A 15494-nucleotide genomic window follows, 5' to 3' on the forward strand; every position below is an offset into this window, starting at 1 on the left:
TTGATTTGACCGGGTTTGGCTCGACCGCTCTGGTCGACGCTATTGCCCGGTCGATGGCCGGCTTGCCGGCAACGCCTGGCGCTTTGGGCGTTGGGGTCAGCGGCGGCGCCGATTCGGCTATGCTCGCCGTGCATTGCACTCTGTTTGCCCGCGCGCACGCCATACCACTGCATTTCTTTCATGTTCATCACGGGTTGCAATGTGTGGCCGATCAATGGCAGGCACACGTGCACGATCTTGCGTGGCGGCTGGACGTGCCTTGCCACAGCATTATGGCGCAGGTCGACGTGTCGCAAGGCGACGGCATGGAGTCTGCGGCGCGCGATGCACGCTACGACGCTTTCTCCCAACTTGCGCAGTTAACGGGTGTGAAACATATTTTTCTTGCCCATCATCGTAATGATCAGGCCGAAACGGTGTTGCTCAGGCTGTTGCGAGGCGCTGGGCCGGGCGGTCTGGCCGCCATGGCCCCGTACTCGAATCGTGGGGGTCTGAGCTATCTGCGCCCTTGGCTGGATGTGGGCCGCGCGAGTATTTTGATGCAGGCCAAGCTTTTTTTTGAGCTTAGCGGCTGGCAGGCGGTGGTCGACCCCAGCAATGCCGACGATCGGTATACACGCGCCGCATTGCGTACGCGCCTGACGCCCGAGCTGGATGCGCGCTGGCCGGGGTGGCAGGGCAATCTGGTGCGCCATGCCCGTTTGAGCGGCGAGGCACAGCAGATTCTTGATGAGGTGGCGGCCGCCGACTTTGCCTTGCTGGAGCCGGCGGCGGACCGCCGCAGTTTTTCGCTGGCCGCCTGGCGTCGCCTGTCGCCTCCGCGGCAGGCGCTGGTGCTGCGATACTGGCTGGCCTTGTGCGCCCAGCGCATGCCGACCGATGCGCGATTGCAGGATCTGATGCGCCAAATGCGGGGCTTGCATGCGTTGGGGCACGACAGGCAGATGCAAGTCAGGCACGGAACCACGACAATACGTTGCCGGCTTGGCCGTGTCATGCTGTAGCGGCAGCCTGTAGCGCCACCCCTTGTGGGTGGCATTCGTCCTTTCGCATTAACGTTATCTTGCCTAGAACCTTCTAGCCCCGCGTCGTGGTCAGTTAAGGTAGTTCGGGCTCTGACGGTCACGGTCATGGCTGCGCCATGACTTCCCGCGCGCAGGGCCGGCTTCGGGGCGGCGTGCGAACTCGTGGGGCGAATAGCCCACTGGGCTATCCGCAATCGTCCCACTCGAACAGCGCACGCCTTGCATCCCCGAAGCCGGCCCTGCACGCGGCGAGCCCGAATCGCCCGCCCCACCTTAACCGCCCACGACGCTCGCGTAGCCGATTGTAGCGGCAGCCCTTGTGGCTGCCATCGGCGTTTTAAATACCGCCCCGGTTTTCAACGCTTTGGCAGGCACAAGGGCTGCCGCCACGTTAGCGACGCGTACGTTTTTGTAGCGGCACCCCTTGTGGGTGCCATCGTCACTTAGTCGGCGACCCCTGCAGGTATTCCCGAGACACTGACAACATCAAGCTAAGTCTTTGAAAAGACGCTAAAATGATTGACTTTGTCTGTCTCAAGACAGTTTCCTTCATGCAGAGTAGAAGATGTCCCTGATCGTTCACAAATATGGTGGCACGTCGATGGGCTCGGTTGAGCGCATTCAAAACGTGGCGCGGCGCGTCGCCAAATGGCACGCCGCGGGTCACCGGGTGGTAGTGGTGCCCTCGGCCATGTCGGGCGAAACCAATCGCCTGTTGGGCCTGGCCAAAGAAATCAATCCGCAGCCCGATGGGCGCGAGCTCGATATGCTGGCGTCCACGGGCGAGCAGGCCAGTAGCGCCTTGCTGGCCATGGCTTTGCTGTCGCAGGGCGTGCCGGCGCGCAGCTATACCGGCTGGCAAGTGCCGGTATTGACCGATTCTTCCTACACCAAGGCGCGTATTCGCTCCATTGACGACACGCGCTTGCTTGCCGATCTGGATCTGGGCCGGGTCGTGATCGTGACAGGCTTTCAGGGTATGGATGAGGGGGGCAATATCACGACCCTGGGGCGGGGCGGCTCGGATACTTCGGCCGTTGCCGTGGCGGCGGCTATCAAAGCCGACGAATGCCTGATATTTACGGATGTTGACGGCGTCTACACCACCGACCCGCGAGTGGTGCCCGAAGCGCGGCGCATGACTGTGGTGTCTTTCGAAGAAATGCTGGAGATGGCATCGCTGGGCTCCAAGGTGCTGCAAATCCGTTCGGTGGAGTTCGCGGGCAAATATCGCGTTCCTGTGCGTGTTTTGTCGTCGCTGACCGATCCTTTGTTACCGCTTGAAGAAGAAATGACTTCAGGCACCCTAATTACTTTTGAGGAAGACCAGAAAATGGAAGCCGCTGTCGTATCGGGCATCGCCTTTAGCCGCGACGAAGCCAAGGTTACTTTGCTGTCGGTCCCCGATATTCCGGGGGTGGCGTATTCAATATTGGGGCCTGTTGCCGCCGCCAACATCGACGTCGACATGATTTTGCAGAATCAGTCGGTCAGAGGCACTACCGATTTTTCATTCACCGTTAATCGCAACGATTTTGTGCGTACGCTGGATCTGCTCAATAACCAGATCGGCCCGGCGGTGGGCGCAGGCGAAATCGTCTCCGACGACAAGGTATGCAAAGTGTCGATTGTGGGCATAGGCATGCGCAGCCACGTTGGGGTTGCTAGCCTGATGTTCCGCACGCTGTCCGAAGAGGGCATCAATATCCAGATGATCAGCACCAGCGAAATCAAAACGTCGGTGATCATCAACGATAAGTATATGGAACTGGCCGTGCGCGCCCTGCACAAGGCCTTTCATCTGGATGAGGACAAGAGCGAGGCGTAAGGGCAGGGCGCCTCGACATTCCGTGGGTATCCGAGTCGACATTCCGTAGCGGCACCCCTTGTGGGTGCCATCGTCTGACAAGCGCTTGGTTAGCGTGTTAGAATCGCAGACTCTTTTCGGAGACGTGGCCGAGTGGTTGAAGGTACTCCCCTGCTAAGGGAGCATGCGGCTTATACCCGCATCGAGGGTTCGAATCCCTCCGTCTCCGCCAGTTTAGACTTCAGTACCCTGCATTACCAAACACGAAACCCGCACAGTTATTCGCTCTGCGGGTTTTTTGTTGTCTATTGCGATAGATAGCGTTACGCAAAATGCTTAAAGTCTAGAGGAAAACAGAATTCCTTTATTGCGGGGGATGGATTGTTTTTTTCGGGCGATGGACGACAAGACTCGAATGGCACCCACAAGGGGTGCCGCTACAAAAACCTTGACGCACTACAGAAACCTTGGCGCGTTATAAAAATCTTGGCGCGCGAGACGATATCCATAAAACATGGTCGTGGCTAATGCAGTGACAGCCCTTGTGGATGCCAAAATCGTTACTACGCGATCCCAACATCCGCGAACCTTCTGACGCGCTATGCTGAAATCAGCGATTTCGAAAATGTTCGACCTTAACGCACATTTATTCGAAAAAATGAGACGAAATGATCCGATTTTTAGGGTAATTACTGATTGAGGCATTAATTGGGCGATGGAATAATGCTTTTGGGGAGCCTGCCTGCGGCTTGCTGGGATACATAGATTGTCTTCATCCCTCCTTACTTCTTATAAACACTTTCGGTTTAGCGACGCGTTCGATTAAGCTAGCTGAAAGTGTCAAAGACGCGAGTAAATCATGAATTCACTAAGTTTTATGTCGCGCCGCGTAATGAGCGGAATCGTCATGATCATTGCGGTCGTGGTGCTCAATTTCCTATTGCTCTCGGCCGCCCCTGGCGACATTGCCGACGTGCTTGCCGTGCAAGCCGGCGGGTCCACCACCGAGCAAACGGCCGCTATCCGCAAAGAGCTGGGCCTTGATAAAAGCCTGTTCGCACAACTAAGCACGTACGTCGTCAATGTGGCCAAAGGAAATCTGGGGCAGTCACTTTTTTACAATGACTCCGTCGCACACTTGATCGAGCAGCGTCTTCCCAACACCCTGATATTAGTGTTGCCTGCGATGTTCATTGCCGTTGTTCTGGGGACTCTGCTTGGAGTCTTATCGGCCCACAAGCCAGGAGGGCCGCTGAATTTCGGCGTTACGTTCCTGTCCTTGGCCGGGTTCGCGGCGCCGGTATTCTGGAGCGGCATGGTGCTCTTGATCATTTTCGCCTACTGGTTCCCGATCTTTCCGGCGTCCGGCATGTACAACATCGGAGGGGAGCCCACGGGGCTTGATGCGGTCTGGCAGGTTTCCCATCATCTTGTACTGCCCGTCATCTCGCTGAGCATGGTGTACCTGGCCCAATACAGTCGCCAGGCGCGGGCGACCATGCTGGATGTGCTGGGGTCCGATTACATACGTACGGCTCGTGCGAAAGGCCTGCGGGAACGAGCCGTTATCTATAAACACGCGCTGAAAAATGCGGTGCTCCCGGTGGTCACTCTGGCCGGCCTGCAATTCTCTCAGGCGATCGCGGGCGCTGTTCTGGTTGAAACCGTTTTTAACTGGCCGGGCCTGGGCCGATTGGCATTCGATGCCGTGCTGAATCGCGATTTCCCCTTGATGCTGGGGATACTGCTGATCTCGGCCGTACTTGTTGTTGTCGTAAATATCTTTGTGGACTGGTTCTACAGCATCCTCGACCCTCGCATCAAACTGGAAGGGTAAAAAAAATGAATAGCGGATGGAAACTGTTTCTGGCAAACAAAGGCGCTGTGTTTGGCGCAGTATTACTAATTATCATGGCCTTTGCCGGAGTTTTCGGTGAAAGGCTGTACCCCGTCAGCGCAACAGATATTGTCGCGGCGCCCATGTCGCCGCCATCGATGGCGTTGCCGCTAGGGGCGGACTATCTGGGCAGAGATGTCTTTGCGGGGCTCTTGCATGGGGCGGGTACAACACTGGTCATCGGCGTGGCCGCGACACTGGCCACCGTTGTGATTGGGCTTCTTATTGGGGCTATTGCCGGTTTTTTTGGAAGACGCGTCGATAACGCTTTGATGCGGGTAACCGAATTTTTTCAGGTCCTTCCGCCTATCCTGCTGGCCATGGTTCTGGTTTCGGTTTTCGGCGCCAAAATATGGAACGTCATCCTGGTGATTGGCTTGGTCACCTGGCCGCCTCTGGCGAGGTTGACACGGGCCGAATTTCTCAAACTCAAAGAGCGGGAGTTTATTCGCGCCGAGTACGCGATGGGCTCGAGCAATCTCAATATTATGTTCGGGGTGCTCCTGCCCAATGCCTCGCCGCCCCTTATCGTGGCCACTGCGCTGAATATAGGCACCGCGATTCTGTTTGAATCCGGCCTGTCCTTCCTGGGCTTGTCCGATCCGGATGTGGCCAGTTGGGGTTACATGATCGGTTCGTCGCGAGACTATATTTTTGATGCGTGGTGGTCGGTTATTTTTCCTGGAGTGGCTATTTTCCTGACGGTATTGGCTCTTAGCCTGGTTGGCGATGGCCTCAATGATGCTCTTAATCCGAAACTTCGCCAGCGCTAGGGGAAATCATGAGTGAACCGCTACTTGAAATCAAGGATTTGTGCGTTGAGTTCGGCAGTCTGAAAAACCCCGTCCGTGTGCTCGATCACGTCAATCTTCATCTGGCGCCGGGAGAGATTCTCGGGATCGTAGGCGAATCGGGCTGTGGAAAAAGCATGACGAGCCTTGCCGTCCTGCGTCTGATTCCTTCCCCACCGGGCCGCATCACAAAAGGCACGATTTCCCTGGAAGGTAAAAACCTTCTCGATTTATCTGAAGAGCAGATGCAGGATGTACGTGGCAATGACATCGCCATGATTTTCCAGGAGCCGATGACGGCGTTGAATCCTGTCTTTACGATTGGCCAGCAAATCATTGAAACCATCATCAGGCATGAGCGCATCAGTGCAAAACAGGCTCGTTTAAAGGCTATAGATTTGATTGCCTCGGTCTATATGCCGGAACCCGAACGGCGCCTGGATCAATACCCGCACGAACTGTCCGGTGGCATGCGTCAACGTGCGATGATCGCGATGGCATTGGCCTGCCATCCCAAAGTGCTTATTGCCGACGAGCCCACCACGGCGCTGGACGTGACCGTGCAAGCGCAGATTTTTGACCTGCTGTCAGAGCTGCGCGAAAAATTCAATACGGCCATTATTCTGATCACCCACAATATGGGTGCCGTTGCCGAATTGGCGGATCGGGTCATGGTGATGTATGCCGGCCGAAAAATAGAAGAAGGAACCGTCGACAGGGTTCTCCTGGAGCCCCTCCATCCCTATACGCAAGGCCTGCTTGATTGTGTCTTGCAAGTGGAGCATGACCCGCGGAAATTTTCGGGATCGAAGTTGCTTTCCGAAATTCCAGGCGTCGTTCCTCCCTTGAGTGAGCTGGGAAGGGGGTGCGCCTTTGCGCCGCGCTGCAAGTATGTCATGGATAAGTGCCGCACCGATCGGCCTCCCATGATGGGTACGGACAATCGCTTGGCTGCCTGTTGGTTGAACCTTGAAACGGCTGCGGCGCAATCGGCTTCGGAGAGTCTCGCATGAACGAATCAGACACGCTACTGGAAGTCCGCGATTTAAAGGTTCACTTCACCTTGAAGAAGTCCGGCATGTTTGCGCCGGCGTCGAAGGTGTATGCCGTGGACGGGGTCTCTTTCAATGTGAAACGCGGCAGCGCGTACGGCATTGTCGGCGAATCGGGTTGCGGGAAATCAACGACCGCATTGGCCTTGGCCCAACTGATTGCCGCGACTGGCGGAGACATCATTCTTAATGGCACGTCATTGGCAGGTCTTTCGGGGAAAGACCTGAAAGAGGTCCGCAAGGGCCTGCAAATGATTTTTCAGGACCCGTATTCATCTCTTGATCCCCGGCAGCGAGTCGAAGATATCATTGCCAAACCCATGCGGCAACTGACCCGCATGACTAAAACCGAGATCGCCAATCGCGTTGATGAACTGATTGCAAAAGTTGGCCTTCGAACCGAACAAAAAAAATTGTTTCCTCATCAGTTTTCAGGAGGGCAGCGCCAACGTATCGGGATTGCGCGGGCTTTGGCGGTTCATCCCCAGCTTGTCATCTGTGATGAGCCTGTGTCTGCCCTGGATGTGGCCATTCAGGCCCAGGTTATCAACCTGCTTAAGCAGTTGCAGGAAGATATGGGCTTAACGTATTTGTTCATCTCGCACGACTTGGCCGTGGTTCAGCATTTGTGTGATGCGTTAAGCGTTATGTACCTGGGGCGCGTGGTCGAGCAAGGCGAGCGCAAAGAGCTGTTTTCCAGGCCGCTCCATCCCTACACTTATGCGCTGCTCACGGCCGATCCCGTCAAGGATCCGACCTTGCGTGGAAAAACCACCCGGCTGCGCCTCGAGGGAGACCCGCCCAGCCCGTTGAATCCGCCGCCGGGTTGCCATTTTCACACTCGATGCCCCTATGCGCAGGATATTTGCAGAACTGAGTCGCCGCCGCTGCGCGACGTGGGTCAAGGACAGCATGTTGCGTGTCACCTGGTGACGATCGTCGATGGCCAGCCGGTTTCGCCCGTTCCCGCGTTCGCGTGATCCCAGCCCGCATCACCTAATTTAATTGGAAGACTGTATGAATCGCTCTAAAGATATCACCATATACAAAGCCCGCAGCATAATTACCATGAACCCCATGCAAGCCAGGGCGACCCATGTAGCGGTGTGCGATGGCCGGATTCTTGGGGTGGGTGATGAGGCATCGCTTGGCGGCTGGGGCCCGGCCACGCAGGACGACACCTTTGCCGACAAGATACTGATGCCGGGCTTGGTGGAGGGGCATTGCCATTTGCTCGAGGGCGGCATGTGGAACTATGTCTACGTTGGGTATTACGACCGCCGCGGGCCGGATGGGCGGCTATGGAAAGGGCTTAAGAACTTTGAGGAAGTGATTGCGCGACTGCAGGAAGCACAAGCAAAACTGACTGACCCGCTGGCGCCGATCTACGCCTGGGGCTTCGACCCGATTTATTTCGGCGCGCAACGCATGACGAGGGCACATCTGGATCAGGTATCGACTGTCAGACGCGTGGTCGTGCTGCATATCAGCGTTCATCTCATGAATGTAAACAGCGTCATGTTGCGTGAGGCCAATATCACCAAGGATACGGCCATCGAAGGCGTCGCTCTGGATGAAAGCGGTGATCCGACGGGGGAGCTGCAAGAGTTTCCGGCGATGTATCTGGTCTTCAGGACGATCGGCAATATTTTTTTCGATGCGGGCCAAACTGAAGAGGGTATCTGGAATTTTGCCCGGGTTGCACAACTGTCCGGAGTCACGACGGCCACGGATCTTGTCAACGATGTCAGCAATGCGACCATCGAAAGTCTGACCAAGGTCACCGCGCTCGAGGACTATCCGCTGCGCATCGTCCCTGCCTACGCGCCAATGCGCGACCCTGATAATCAGGCGCTAAAACGCGTATTGCCTGCCATCAAGCACAACACCGACAAACTACATTTTGGCATTGTTAAGTTGGTCGTGGACGGCTCCATTCAGGGTTTTACCGCGCGAATGCGTTGGCCCGGCTATTACAAGCCGCCCGTGGGGGCCGATGACAATGGCATCTGGATTATTCCACCCCAGCAACTCAAAGACATCATTAAAACCTACCACGATGCCGGCTTGACCGTTCATATCCACACCAATGGCGACGAGGCAACCGAAGTCACGCTGGATGCGCTTGAGGCTGTTCTGAAGGATAGCCCCCGTTGGGATCATCGCCATACGTTGCAGCATTGCCAAATGGCCGATGCCTACCAATTCAGGCGGATGGCCAATATGGGGGTGTGCGCCAATTTATTTGCCAACCATATCTATTACTGGGGCGATGCGCATTACGCCATGACCATGGGGCCTGACCGCGCCAACCGCATGAATGCGGCTGCTACCGCCAAGGCGACGGGCGTTCGTTTCTCCCTGCACTCGGATGCGCCGGTGACTCCTTTGGCACCCTTGTTTACGGCCTGGTGCGCCGTCAACCGCAAAACGGCGTCGGGCCGTGTGTTGGGTGAAAGTGAAAAAATCTCGGTTCAGGATGCTTTGCATGCCATGACACTGGGCGCGGCCTATACGTTGAAGCTGGATCACCAGATCGGCAGCATTGAAGTGGGCAAGCAAGCCGACTTTGCGGTGCTCGAGGATGATCCGCTGGAGGTGGCTCCGGAATCATTAAAAGATGTCAGGATCTGGGGTACGGTGTTGGGTGGCAGGGTTTTTGCCTGTCCCAAAAATGGCTGATCCCGCGCCGCTTCCCTTGACCGTATTGGGTGGTTTTCTGGGGTCCGGAAAAACCACCCTGCTTAACCACATCCTGCGTACTCGGCATGGCTTGCGCGTCCTGGTCATGGTGAACGATTTCGGCAGCATCAATGTGGATGCATCGTTGATCGAATCGAGCAACACGGCACAAGGCGTCATTCATTTGAACAACGGTTGTGTGTGCTGCACCATGGGTGGCGAGTTGATGGCAGCCTTGATAAAGGTTGAGCAGATGGCGCCGCATCTGGATTGGGTCATTATTGAAGGCAGCGGTGTGAGCGACCCTAAAAAAATTGCCCAAATCGGGCGTGCCGGCGCAGGCTTTCAGCTTAGGTCGATCGTGACGTTGGCTGACGCAAGTTCCATTCGCGAGACGGCGCAAGACCGCTATGTCGGAGATATGGTCGCGCGGCAGCTTAAATCCGCGCACCTGATCCTGTTGAACAAAATAGATCTGGTCAGTCAGCAGCAGCGAGCCGACGTAGCCCAATGGCTGGGCGGCATTGCGCCGGAAGCGCTGATTGTCGAGACCGTCAATGCCGAAATCGATTGGGATATTTTCTTTAGCCAATTTCAGTCCGCCGGCAGTCGGTCTTTGCCTGGTTCGGGCCGCGTTTTCGAGTTTCCGGCTGCCTTGAAAACCGGGCCTGACAATGTCATGAGGCACCTTGTAAGCCTGACTATCGAGCAAAGCGCGCCTTACGATGAAGAGAAGCTAAAGCAGGCGCTGGCCGAGCTTGATCCCTTCATTTTCCGCATCAAAGGCGTGGTCGCTACCGGATGCGAAGCCAAACCATTTTTGCTTCAGTATTCCCCCAACGGGAGGTATGAGTTGAATGCGTATAAAGGCGGGGACAGCGATATTACCGGAAAGCTTGTCGTGATCGGGTCCAGTAGTTTGCATGAAGATTCTTTGCGCAAGATATTTACCTCGGCGCAAATCGAGCCCTGAAGAAATCAAACCAATATGCATATGAAATTGAGGATGCCAAACCGGCGCATATAGAAGCAGGAGAAAACGTTTTACTACACGCCATACTTTCCAGCACAAAAGCATTTGTTTAAGAGTCCACCCACTTCACAGAAACGCGTATTCATAGCCTGAGGAGGCAACCATGTTTAAAACAAATTACCTGGCCAAGGCACTCGCGCTGAGTGTTTTTTCCCTATCGTTATTCCTGTCTTCTTCTGCCAATGCGGAACTTCCCGCCAATGCAAAAGAAGGCGGATCCCTAACCATTCTGTCCAACAGCGCCATCAACTCTTTAAATCCCGCCATACAGTCCGGCGTTGCGACGGCGATGCCAGGCGCCCAATTGTTTTCGAGTTTATTGATTGCCGACGATAAGTGGCAGTTCCATCCTTATCTGGCCGACTCGTGGGAAAAATCAGCGGATGGGTTGACGTATACATTCAAGTTGAACAAAGACGCTCTCTTTCACGATGGGAAGCCTGTTACATCCGAGGATGTTGCTTTCTCAGTGATGACGGTCAAAGAGAACCATCCTTTCGGCAAGTCCATGTATGCCAATCTGGACAAGATGGAAACGCCGGATCCGCATACTGTTGTCTTTAAATTCCTGAAGCCTAATCCGGCCCTGTTGCTGGAAGTGTCTACCCCCGCTTTGTTGCCGATTCTGCCCAAGCATATTTATGGCGTAGGTTCGATTCGCTCGAACCCGTACAACAACAAACCGATAGGCTCGGGTCCTTTTAAATTTGCCGATTACAAGCCGGGTCAATACCTGACGCTGGAGAAATTCAAGCGGTTTTTCAAGGGGCCGGCGCATCTCGATAAAATCACCTACGTGATCATCAAGGATGACAATGCATCGACCTTGGCCATTCAGCGAGGGGATATCCAGTACGTGGCGTATCCGCCGTTTCGGTTGTCGGAGATTGAACGTTTGGCTAAAAACCCCAAGCTGGCCCTGACGCACAAAGGCTATGAAGGGGTCGGAGCATTGGTCTGGCTTGAATACAATATGGTTAAAGAAGGCCCTTTGCAAAACGTGAAGGTCAGGCAAGCCATTTCGTATGCGATCGATCGCAAATTTATTACCGAGAAACTTCAGAAAGGTCAGACAAAGCCTATTGATGGCCCCATTCATCCATCAAGCCCTTTTTATGACAAGAGCCTGAACCATTATGACCTTGATCTGGCAAAGGCTAATAAGTTGCTGGATGAAGCCGGCTTCCCTAAAAAAAGCGACGGCACGCGTTTTCAGCTTTCTTTGGACTACATTCCAACCAACCCGGATTTATCAAAAAATGTAGCGGAGTACATGCGTCCTCAGTTGGGCAAAATCGGTATAAAGGTCGAATTGCGGCCTTCGCCCGATTTTCCGACCTGGGCACGTCGTATTTCCAATTACGATTATGACCTGAACATCGATCCGGTATTCAACTGGGGTGATCCGGTTATTGGCGTTGCCCGTACCTACATGAGTACGAACGTCAGAAAGGGCGTGGTCTGGGCCAATATGAGCGGGTATAAAAACCCCAAGGTCGACGAATTGCTGACGCAGGCAGCGATCGAAAACAGCCCGGAAAAGCGTAATGCGCTTTATGACGAATTTCAAAAAATCGTCAACCAGGAGCTGCCCGTAGCCTGGATTGCCACTTATCCTTCCAATACGATTTACTCGAAAAAGCTGCTCAACCTTCCTGAAGGCATCTGGGGGGCATTCGAGCCATTCAATAACGTGGCTTGGTCCAAGTAGATTTAACCTGGAGCTGTTATGAAAGTTGTGGTCGCACTGGTTCGACACGAAACCAATACTTTTTCGCCCTTGCCTACGGTACTCGGCTCCTTTAGCCGTGGTACCCATGGCAGTGGCCCGGTCTATGCAGACGATGCGAAGCAGGCTTGCCTGAACACGAATAGTGCTGCGGCGGCCTATCTCGATCTGGCCGAAAAGCTTGGGGCCGAGGTGGATTTTGCGATCGTGGCCAACGCGGTGCCAAGCGGTGTCGTGACCAGGGAAGCGTTTGATTCCATTGCCGACTCCGTTGTTGCGTCGGTAAAAAAAGGTTGCGATGCCGTAATGCTGGATTTGCACGGGGCGATGGTCGCGCAGGGTTATCCCGATGCGGAGGGTGAACTGCTAAAACGCCTGCGTGCCGTTTTGCCTGTCGGTGTTCCGATAGTGGTAGCGCTGGATTTTCATGCCAATTTCAGCCGTGAGCTGATTCAGAACGCAACGATTATCACGGGCTACTGTACCTACCCGCATATTGATATCTACCAGACTGGCGCGCGTGCAGGGAAGACACTACAGGCCTTGTTGAAGAAGGAGGTCGAGCCGGTGATTTTGTGGCGCCGCCTTCCCATGCTTACGCACATGCTCAGGCAAACCCCGGCCATGCAGCCCATGAAAGACATTATGGATCGCGCGATCGCGGCGGAAGCCGACGGCCGAGTGCTCAATGCTTCGGTATTCGGCGGCTTTCCGCTGTCCGATATTCCTTACGCCGGCTTGTCTGTGGTGCTGGTAGTGGATAAAAAGAAAAAGGCCCAGGGCAAGCAGTTGCTCGATGAGCTGTGCAATCTGGCCTGGGAGCGTCGGGAGGATTTCATTTTCCCGATTGAGCCGTTGGAGCAATCCATTGCCCGCGCCAAGCAGCTTGCCGACGGCCCAATCATCCTGGTTGACCACGGTGACAATTGCGGGGCTGGAGGCCCCACCGATAACATGGCTGTACTACGTGAAGTCATGCGCCAAGGTTTAAAAAATGTAGTGGCTGGCCCCTTTTGGGACCCTGCCGCGGTAGGGCAGCTGATCCAAGCGGGCGTAGGCGCCGAAGTGACGCTCGATATCGGCGGCAAAACGGATGTACCCGCTTTGGAGATCAAGGGCGAGCCCTTGAACGTCAGGGCTCGAGTCGTGAAGATCACCGATGGCAACTACATCGTCACGGGGCCGATGTTTACCGGCATGCGCCTGAGCATAGGGAAGACCGCTGTGATCGAGGTAGATGGCATCCTGATCTTCGTTTGCGAAAAGCCTCAAGAGCCTTATGACACGGGCTTGTTCACGCATGCCGGGGTGGATCCGGCCAAGAAAAAATACGTGCTGATCAAATCCAGGCAGCATTTTCGCGCCGGGTTTGGCCCTCTGGCCAAGCATATCGTTCTGGTCGCGGGGCCGGGCGTGTGCAGCTCCGATTACTCACAATTTCCGTTCAAGCACCTGTCGCGTCCCATTTACCCCTTGGATGAAAACGCGCAAATAGGCCAGGGTGAAGAAATTGTTTAGTCGCGTAGTTGTCCCTTCATGAGGCACGCGCGTTTAAAAGACTAGGCCCGGTCGCTGGCCAGTTGTTTGCGAGTCTGCGTTAGCGGCGGACGGTAAATGGCACCCACAAGGGGTGCCATTACGTAATGAGGCGATGGCACCCACAAGGGGTGCCGCTACAAGGCATGGCCGTGAATCATGTAGTGGCACCCCTTGTGGGTGCCATTCGTCGTCTGGAGTCAATACTAAAAGTATTTACAGTAGCGACATTTACTACACTTGAAACGACGGAAATCTTCCTTTAGGTTTGGCCGCAAGCAAATCATCGCTTCCTGCAGAAGCCATCCAGGCTCTGATGAGGGTGCATCGATGCGGCTGTGAGTTTTACAAATATCCGCTTGTCCAGACAAGGTGGAAGTGCCCGGTTTTACGAACATTTAGCGGCCACACCGGGGTTGACAACTAGCGGGTTTCGGCGCAAATTAAAAAAGGGGATATGGTTACAGGTAAGGGCTGCGCAGCCGTCGCGAGATTTGCTCAACGAATCAAATACGCGGACGGAGCATAGTTGCTTGCCATATTGCTTGGAGGGTTTTTAAATGGACGACAAAGACAGTTCGAAGTCAATAAACCGCCGCACGGTGCTGAAAATGGCCGCAACGGCAGGAGCGGCGGCACTTGTGTCGCCGCGCGTAGTTATGGCAACGGGCGAGCAACCCGTGAAGTTTGGTGTAGATAATCCGTTGACGGGGACCTACGCGATAACCGGCAAAAACGAGCTGAGCGGCATGGAGCTGGCGGTTGAGGAAATCAACGCCAAAGGCGGAATTCTGGGTCGCCCCGCACAGCTGATCGTCGAGGATTCCACCAGCGGCGATGCCGGCGTCGCCGTGCAGAAGGCGCACAAGCTCATCGACCGCGACAAGGTCCATTTCCTGATCGGCAACGTGAATTCCGGGCTGACCGAAGCCATTTCTCAGGTGGCCTACGCAAAAGGCGTATTCATGATGGATCCGGGCGGGCATGCGGACCCCATCACGGGCACAGAATGCCACTGGAATGTTTTTCAGACAGACCCATCGACCACTCTGCTGGTCAACGCGATAGCGCCGAATCTGATCAAGCGTTTCGGCAAGCGGTTTTACTTCCTCGTTCCCGACTACGCTTTTGGCCTCGGGCTGCTGAAGGCTTATAGAGAGAACCTGAAGAAATATAACGCCACTGACCTTGGGGCCGATCTGATTCCATTGGGCACTACCGACTACTCCTCTTACCTCATCAAGGCACAGGCGGCCAAGCCGGACGTTATCATCATCCTCCAGAACGGCCAGGATCAAACGAATGTCCTCAAGCAAGCCGTGCAGTTCGGCCTGGACAAACGTTTCCAGATCGCCGGCGCAAACATTGAGCTTGAAACGCTTGAAGCGCTGTCTCCTGCCTCCCGTATCGGCAATTGGGTGATTGAATGGTACTGGAACCAGCCCAACGTGCCGCATGTCAAAGAGTTTGTCGAAGCCATCAAGAAGAAAACCGGTCGTGTACCGACCGCGCGGACCTGGTTCGGCCATACCTCGATCCGAGCCTGCGCGTTGGCAGCCAATAACGCCAAATCGCTTGATGCCGTGAAGATGGCCAGAGCGCTCGATGGGCTTACCCTGCCGCCGGATGTTGCCTTGCAACCTCACCCTGCGACGTACCGGGCCAATCAGCATCTGCTTATCGGAACGTTGTGGGCCGGTCATGCCCAGGCCGCGGGCAGCGCACCCGACGATCTGTTCCATATCGACGCAGTCATCGACAGCAAGACTATAGCGCCAACAATTGAGGAGGCCGGGTGCAAGATGACTTGGCCTGCCTGATGGTTGCAGCATTCGCTATGCAAGCCCGGCCGCCTGTGCACTGTCACAGGCGGTCGCATTCAGGACCTCTCGAACGACACGCGCGGGGCAGGCGCTACCCATCTTGTGGGTACGCCTTGGTC

The 15494-nt window shown here is 55.2% G+C and carries 11 protein-coding genes and 1 tRNA gene; all 12 read left to right on the top strand.

Annotated features, from left to right (window positions below):
* Nucleotides 1-41 precede the first annotated feature (41 nt).
* The 12 genes from tilS to EDC26_RS06550 all read left to right on the top strand — a co-directional run bounded on the left by tilS (nt 42) and on the right by EDC26_RS06550 (nt 15372).
* On the top strand, nt 42-1004 hold the full coding sequence (tilS, locus tag EDC26_RS06495; RefSeq protein WP_425012376.1) for a tRNA lysidine(34) synthetase TilS: 963 nt from the start codon (nt 42-44) through the stop codon (nt 1002-1004).
* 586 nt (nt 1005-1590) lie between these two features.
* Nucleotides 1591-2853: an aspartate kinase gene (locus EDC26_RS06500; protein ID WP_132580613.1), complete on the top strand. Its 1263-nt coding sequence runs from the start codon at nt 1591-1593 to the stop codon at nt 2851-2853.
* Between the two features lie 118 nt (nt 2854-2971).
* Nucleotides 2972-3064, top strand: a tRNA-Ser gene (locus tag EDC26_RS06505).
* Nucleotides 3065-3691: 627 nt separating this feature from the next.
* Nucleotides 3692-4669: an ABC transporter permease gene (locus tag EDC26_RS06510; RefSeq protein ID WP_132580615.1), complete on the top strand. Its 978-nt coding sequence runs from the start codon at nt 3692-3694 to the stop codon at nt 4667-4669.
* A gap of 5 nt (nt 4670-4674) precedes the next feature.
* Entirely contained in the window at nt 4675-5502 is an 828-nt protein-coding gene (locus EDC26_RS06515; protein ID WP_132580617.1) for an ABC transporter permease, read from the top strand.
* A gap of 8 nt (nt 5503-5510) precedes the next feature.
* On the top strand, nt 5511-6533 hold the full coding sequence (locus EDC26_RS06520) for an ABC transporter ATP-binding protein (RefSeq protein WP_132580619.1): 1023 nt from the start codon (nt 5511-5513) through the stop codon (nt 6531-6533).
* A complete protein-coding gene (locus tag EDC26_RS06525; RefSeq protein ID WP_132580621.1) occupies nt 6530-7552 on the top strand; it encodes an ABC transporter ATP-binding protein in 1023 nt (340 codons plus the stop codon). The genes EDC26_RS06520 and EDC26_RS06525 overlap by 4 nt, the downstream gene beginning before the upstream one ends.
* Nucleotides 7553-7589: 37 nt before the next feature.
* Nucleotides 7590-9254: an amidohydrolase gene (locus EDC26_RS06530; protein ID WP_132580623.1), complete on the top strand. Its 1665-nt coding sequence runs from the start codon at nt 7590-7592 to the stop codon at nt 9252-9254.
* Nucleotides 9247-10227, top strand: coding sequence for a CobW family GTP-binding protein (locus EDC26_RS06535; protein WP_165930939.1), 981 nt, complete (start codon nt 9247-9249; stop codon nt 10225-10227). Before EDC26_RS06530 ends, EDC26_RS06535 begins: the two co-directional genes overlap by 8 nt.
* A 163-nt stretch (nt 10228-10390) precedes the next feature.
* Nucleotides 10391-11998 carry an ABC transporter substrate-binding protein gene (locus EDC26_RS06540; protein ID WP_132580627.1) on the top strand — a complete coding sequence of 536 codons (1608 nt, stop codon included), beginning with the start codon at nt 10391-10393 and terminating at the stop codon, nt 11996-11998.
* Nucleotides 11999-12016: 18 nt separating this feature from the next.
* A complete protein-coding gene (locus tag EDC26_RS06545; RefSeq protein WP_132580629.1) occupies nt 12017-13534 on the top strand; it encodes a M81 family metallopeptidase in 1518 nt (505 codons plus the stop codon).
* Between the two features lie 578 nt (nt 13535-14112).
* Nucleotides 14113-15372 carry an ABC transporter substrate-binding protein gene (locus EDC26_RS06550; protein WP_132580631.1) on the top strand — a complete coding sequence of 420 codons (1260 nt, stop codon included), beginning with the start codon at nt 14113-14115 and terminating at the stop codon, nt 15370-15372.
* The last annotated feature ends 122 nt before the right edge of the window (nt 15373-15494 follow it).

It is taken from the genome of Paralcaligenes ureilyticus (assembly GCF_004346225.1).
Lineage (GTDB): Bacteria > Pseudomonadota > Gammaproteobacteria > Burkholderiales > Burkholderiaceae_B > Paralcaligenes > Paralcaligenes ureilyticus.

Coding starts and splice junctions, on each gene's coding strand:
- EDC26_RS06500 (WP_132580613.1), top strand. CDS start 1,591: ATGTCCCTGATCGTTCACAAATATGGTGGCACGTCGATGGGCTCGGTT.
- EDC26_RS06510 (WP_132580615.1), top strand. CDS start 3,692: ATGAATTCACTAAGTTTTATGTCGCGCCGCGTAATGAGCGGAATCGTC.
- EDC26_RS06515 (WP_132580617.1), top strand. CDS start 4,675: ATGAATAGCGGATGGAAACTGTTTCTGGCAAACAAAGGCGCTGTGTTT.
- EDC26_RS06520 (WP_132580619.1), top strand. CDS start 5,511: ATGAGTGAACCGCTACTTGAAATCAAGGATTTGTGCGTTGAGTTCGGC.
- EDC26_RS06525 (WP_132580621.1), top strand. CDS start 6,530: ATGAACGAATCAGACACGCTACTGGAAGTCCGCGATTTAAAGGTTCAC.
- EDC26_RS06530 (WP_132580623.1), top strand. CDS start 7,590: ATGAATCGCTCTAAAGATATCACCATATACAAAGCCCGCAGCATAATT.
- EDC26_RS06535 (WP_165930939.1), top strand. CDS start 9,247: ATGGCTGATCCCGCGCCGCTTCCCTTGACCGTATTGGGTGGTTTTCTG.
- EDC26_RS06540 (WP_132580627.1), top strand. CDS start 10,391: ATGTTTAAAACAAATTACCTGGCCAAGGCACTCGCGCTGAGTGTTTTT.
- EDC26_RS06545 (WP_132580629.1), top strand. CDS start 12,017: ATGAAAGTTGTGGTCGCACTGGTTCGACACGAAACCAATACTTTTTCG.
- EDC26_RS06550 (WP_132580631.1), top strand. CDS start 14,113: ATGGACGACAAAGACAGTTCGAAGTCAATAAACCGCCGCACGGTGCTG.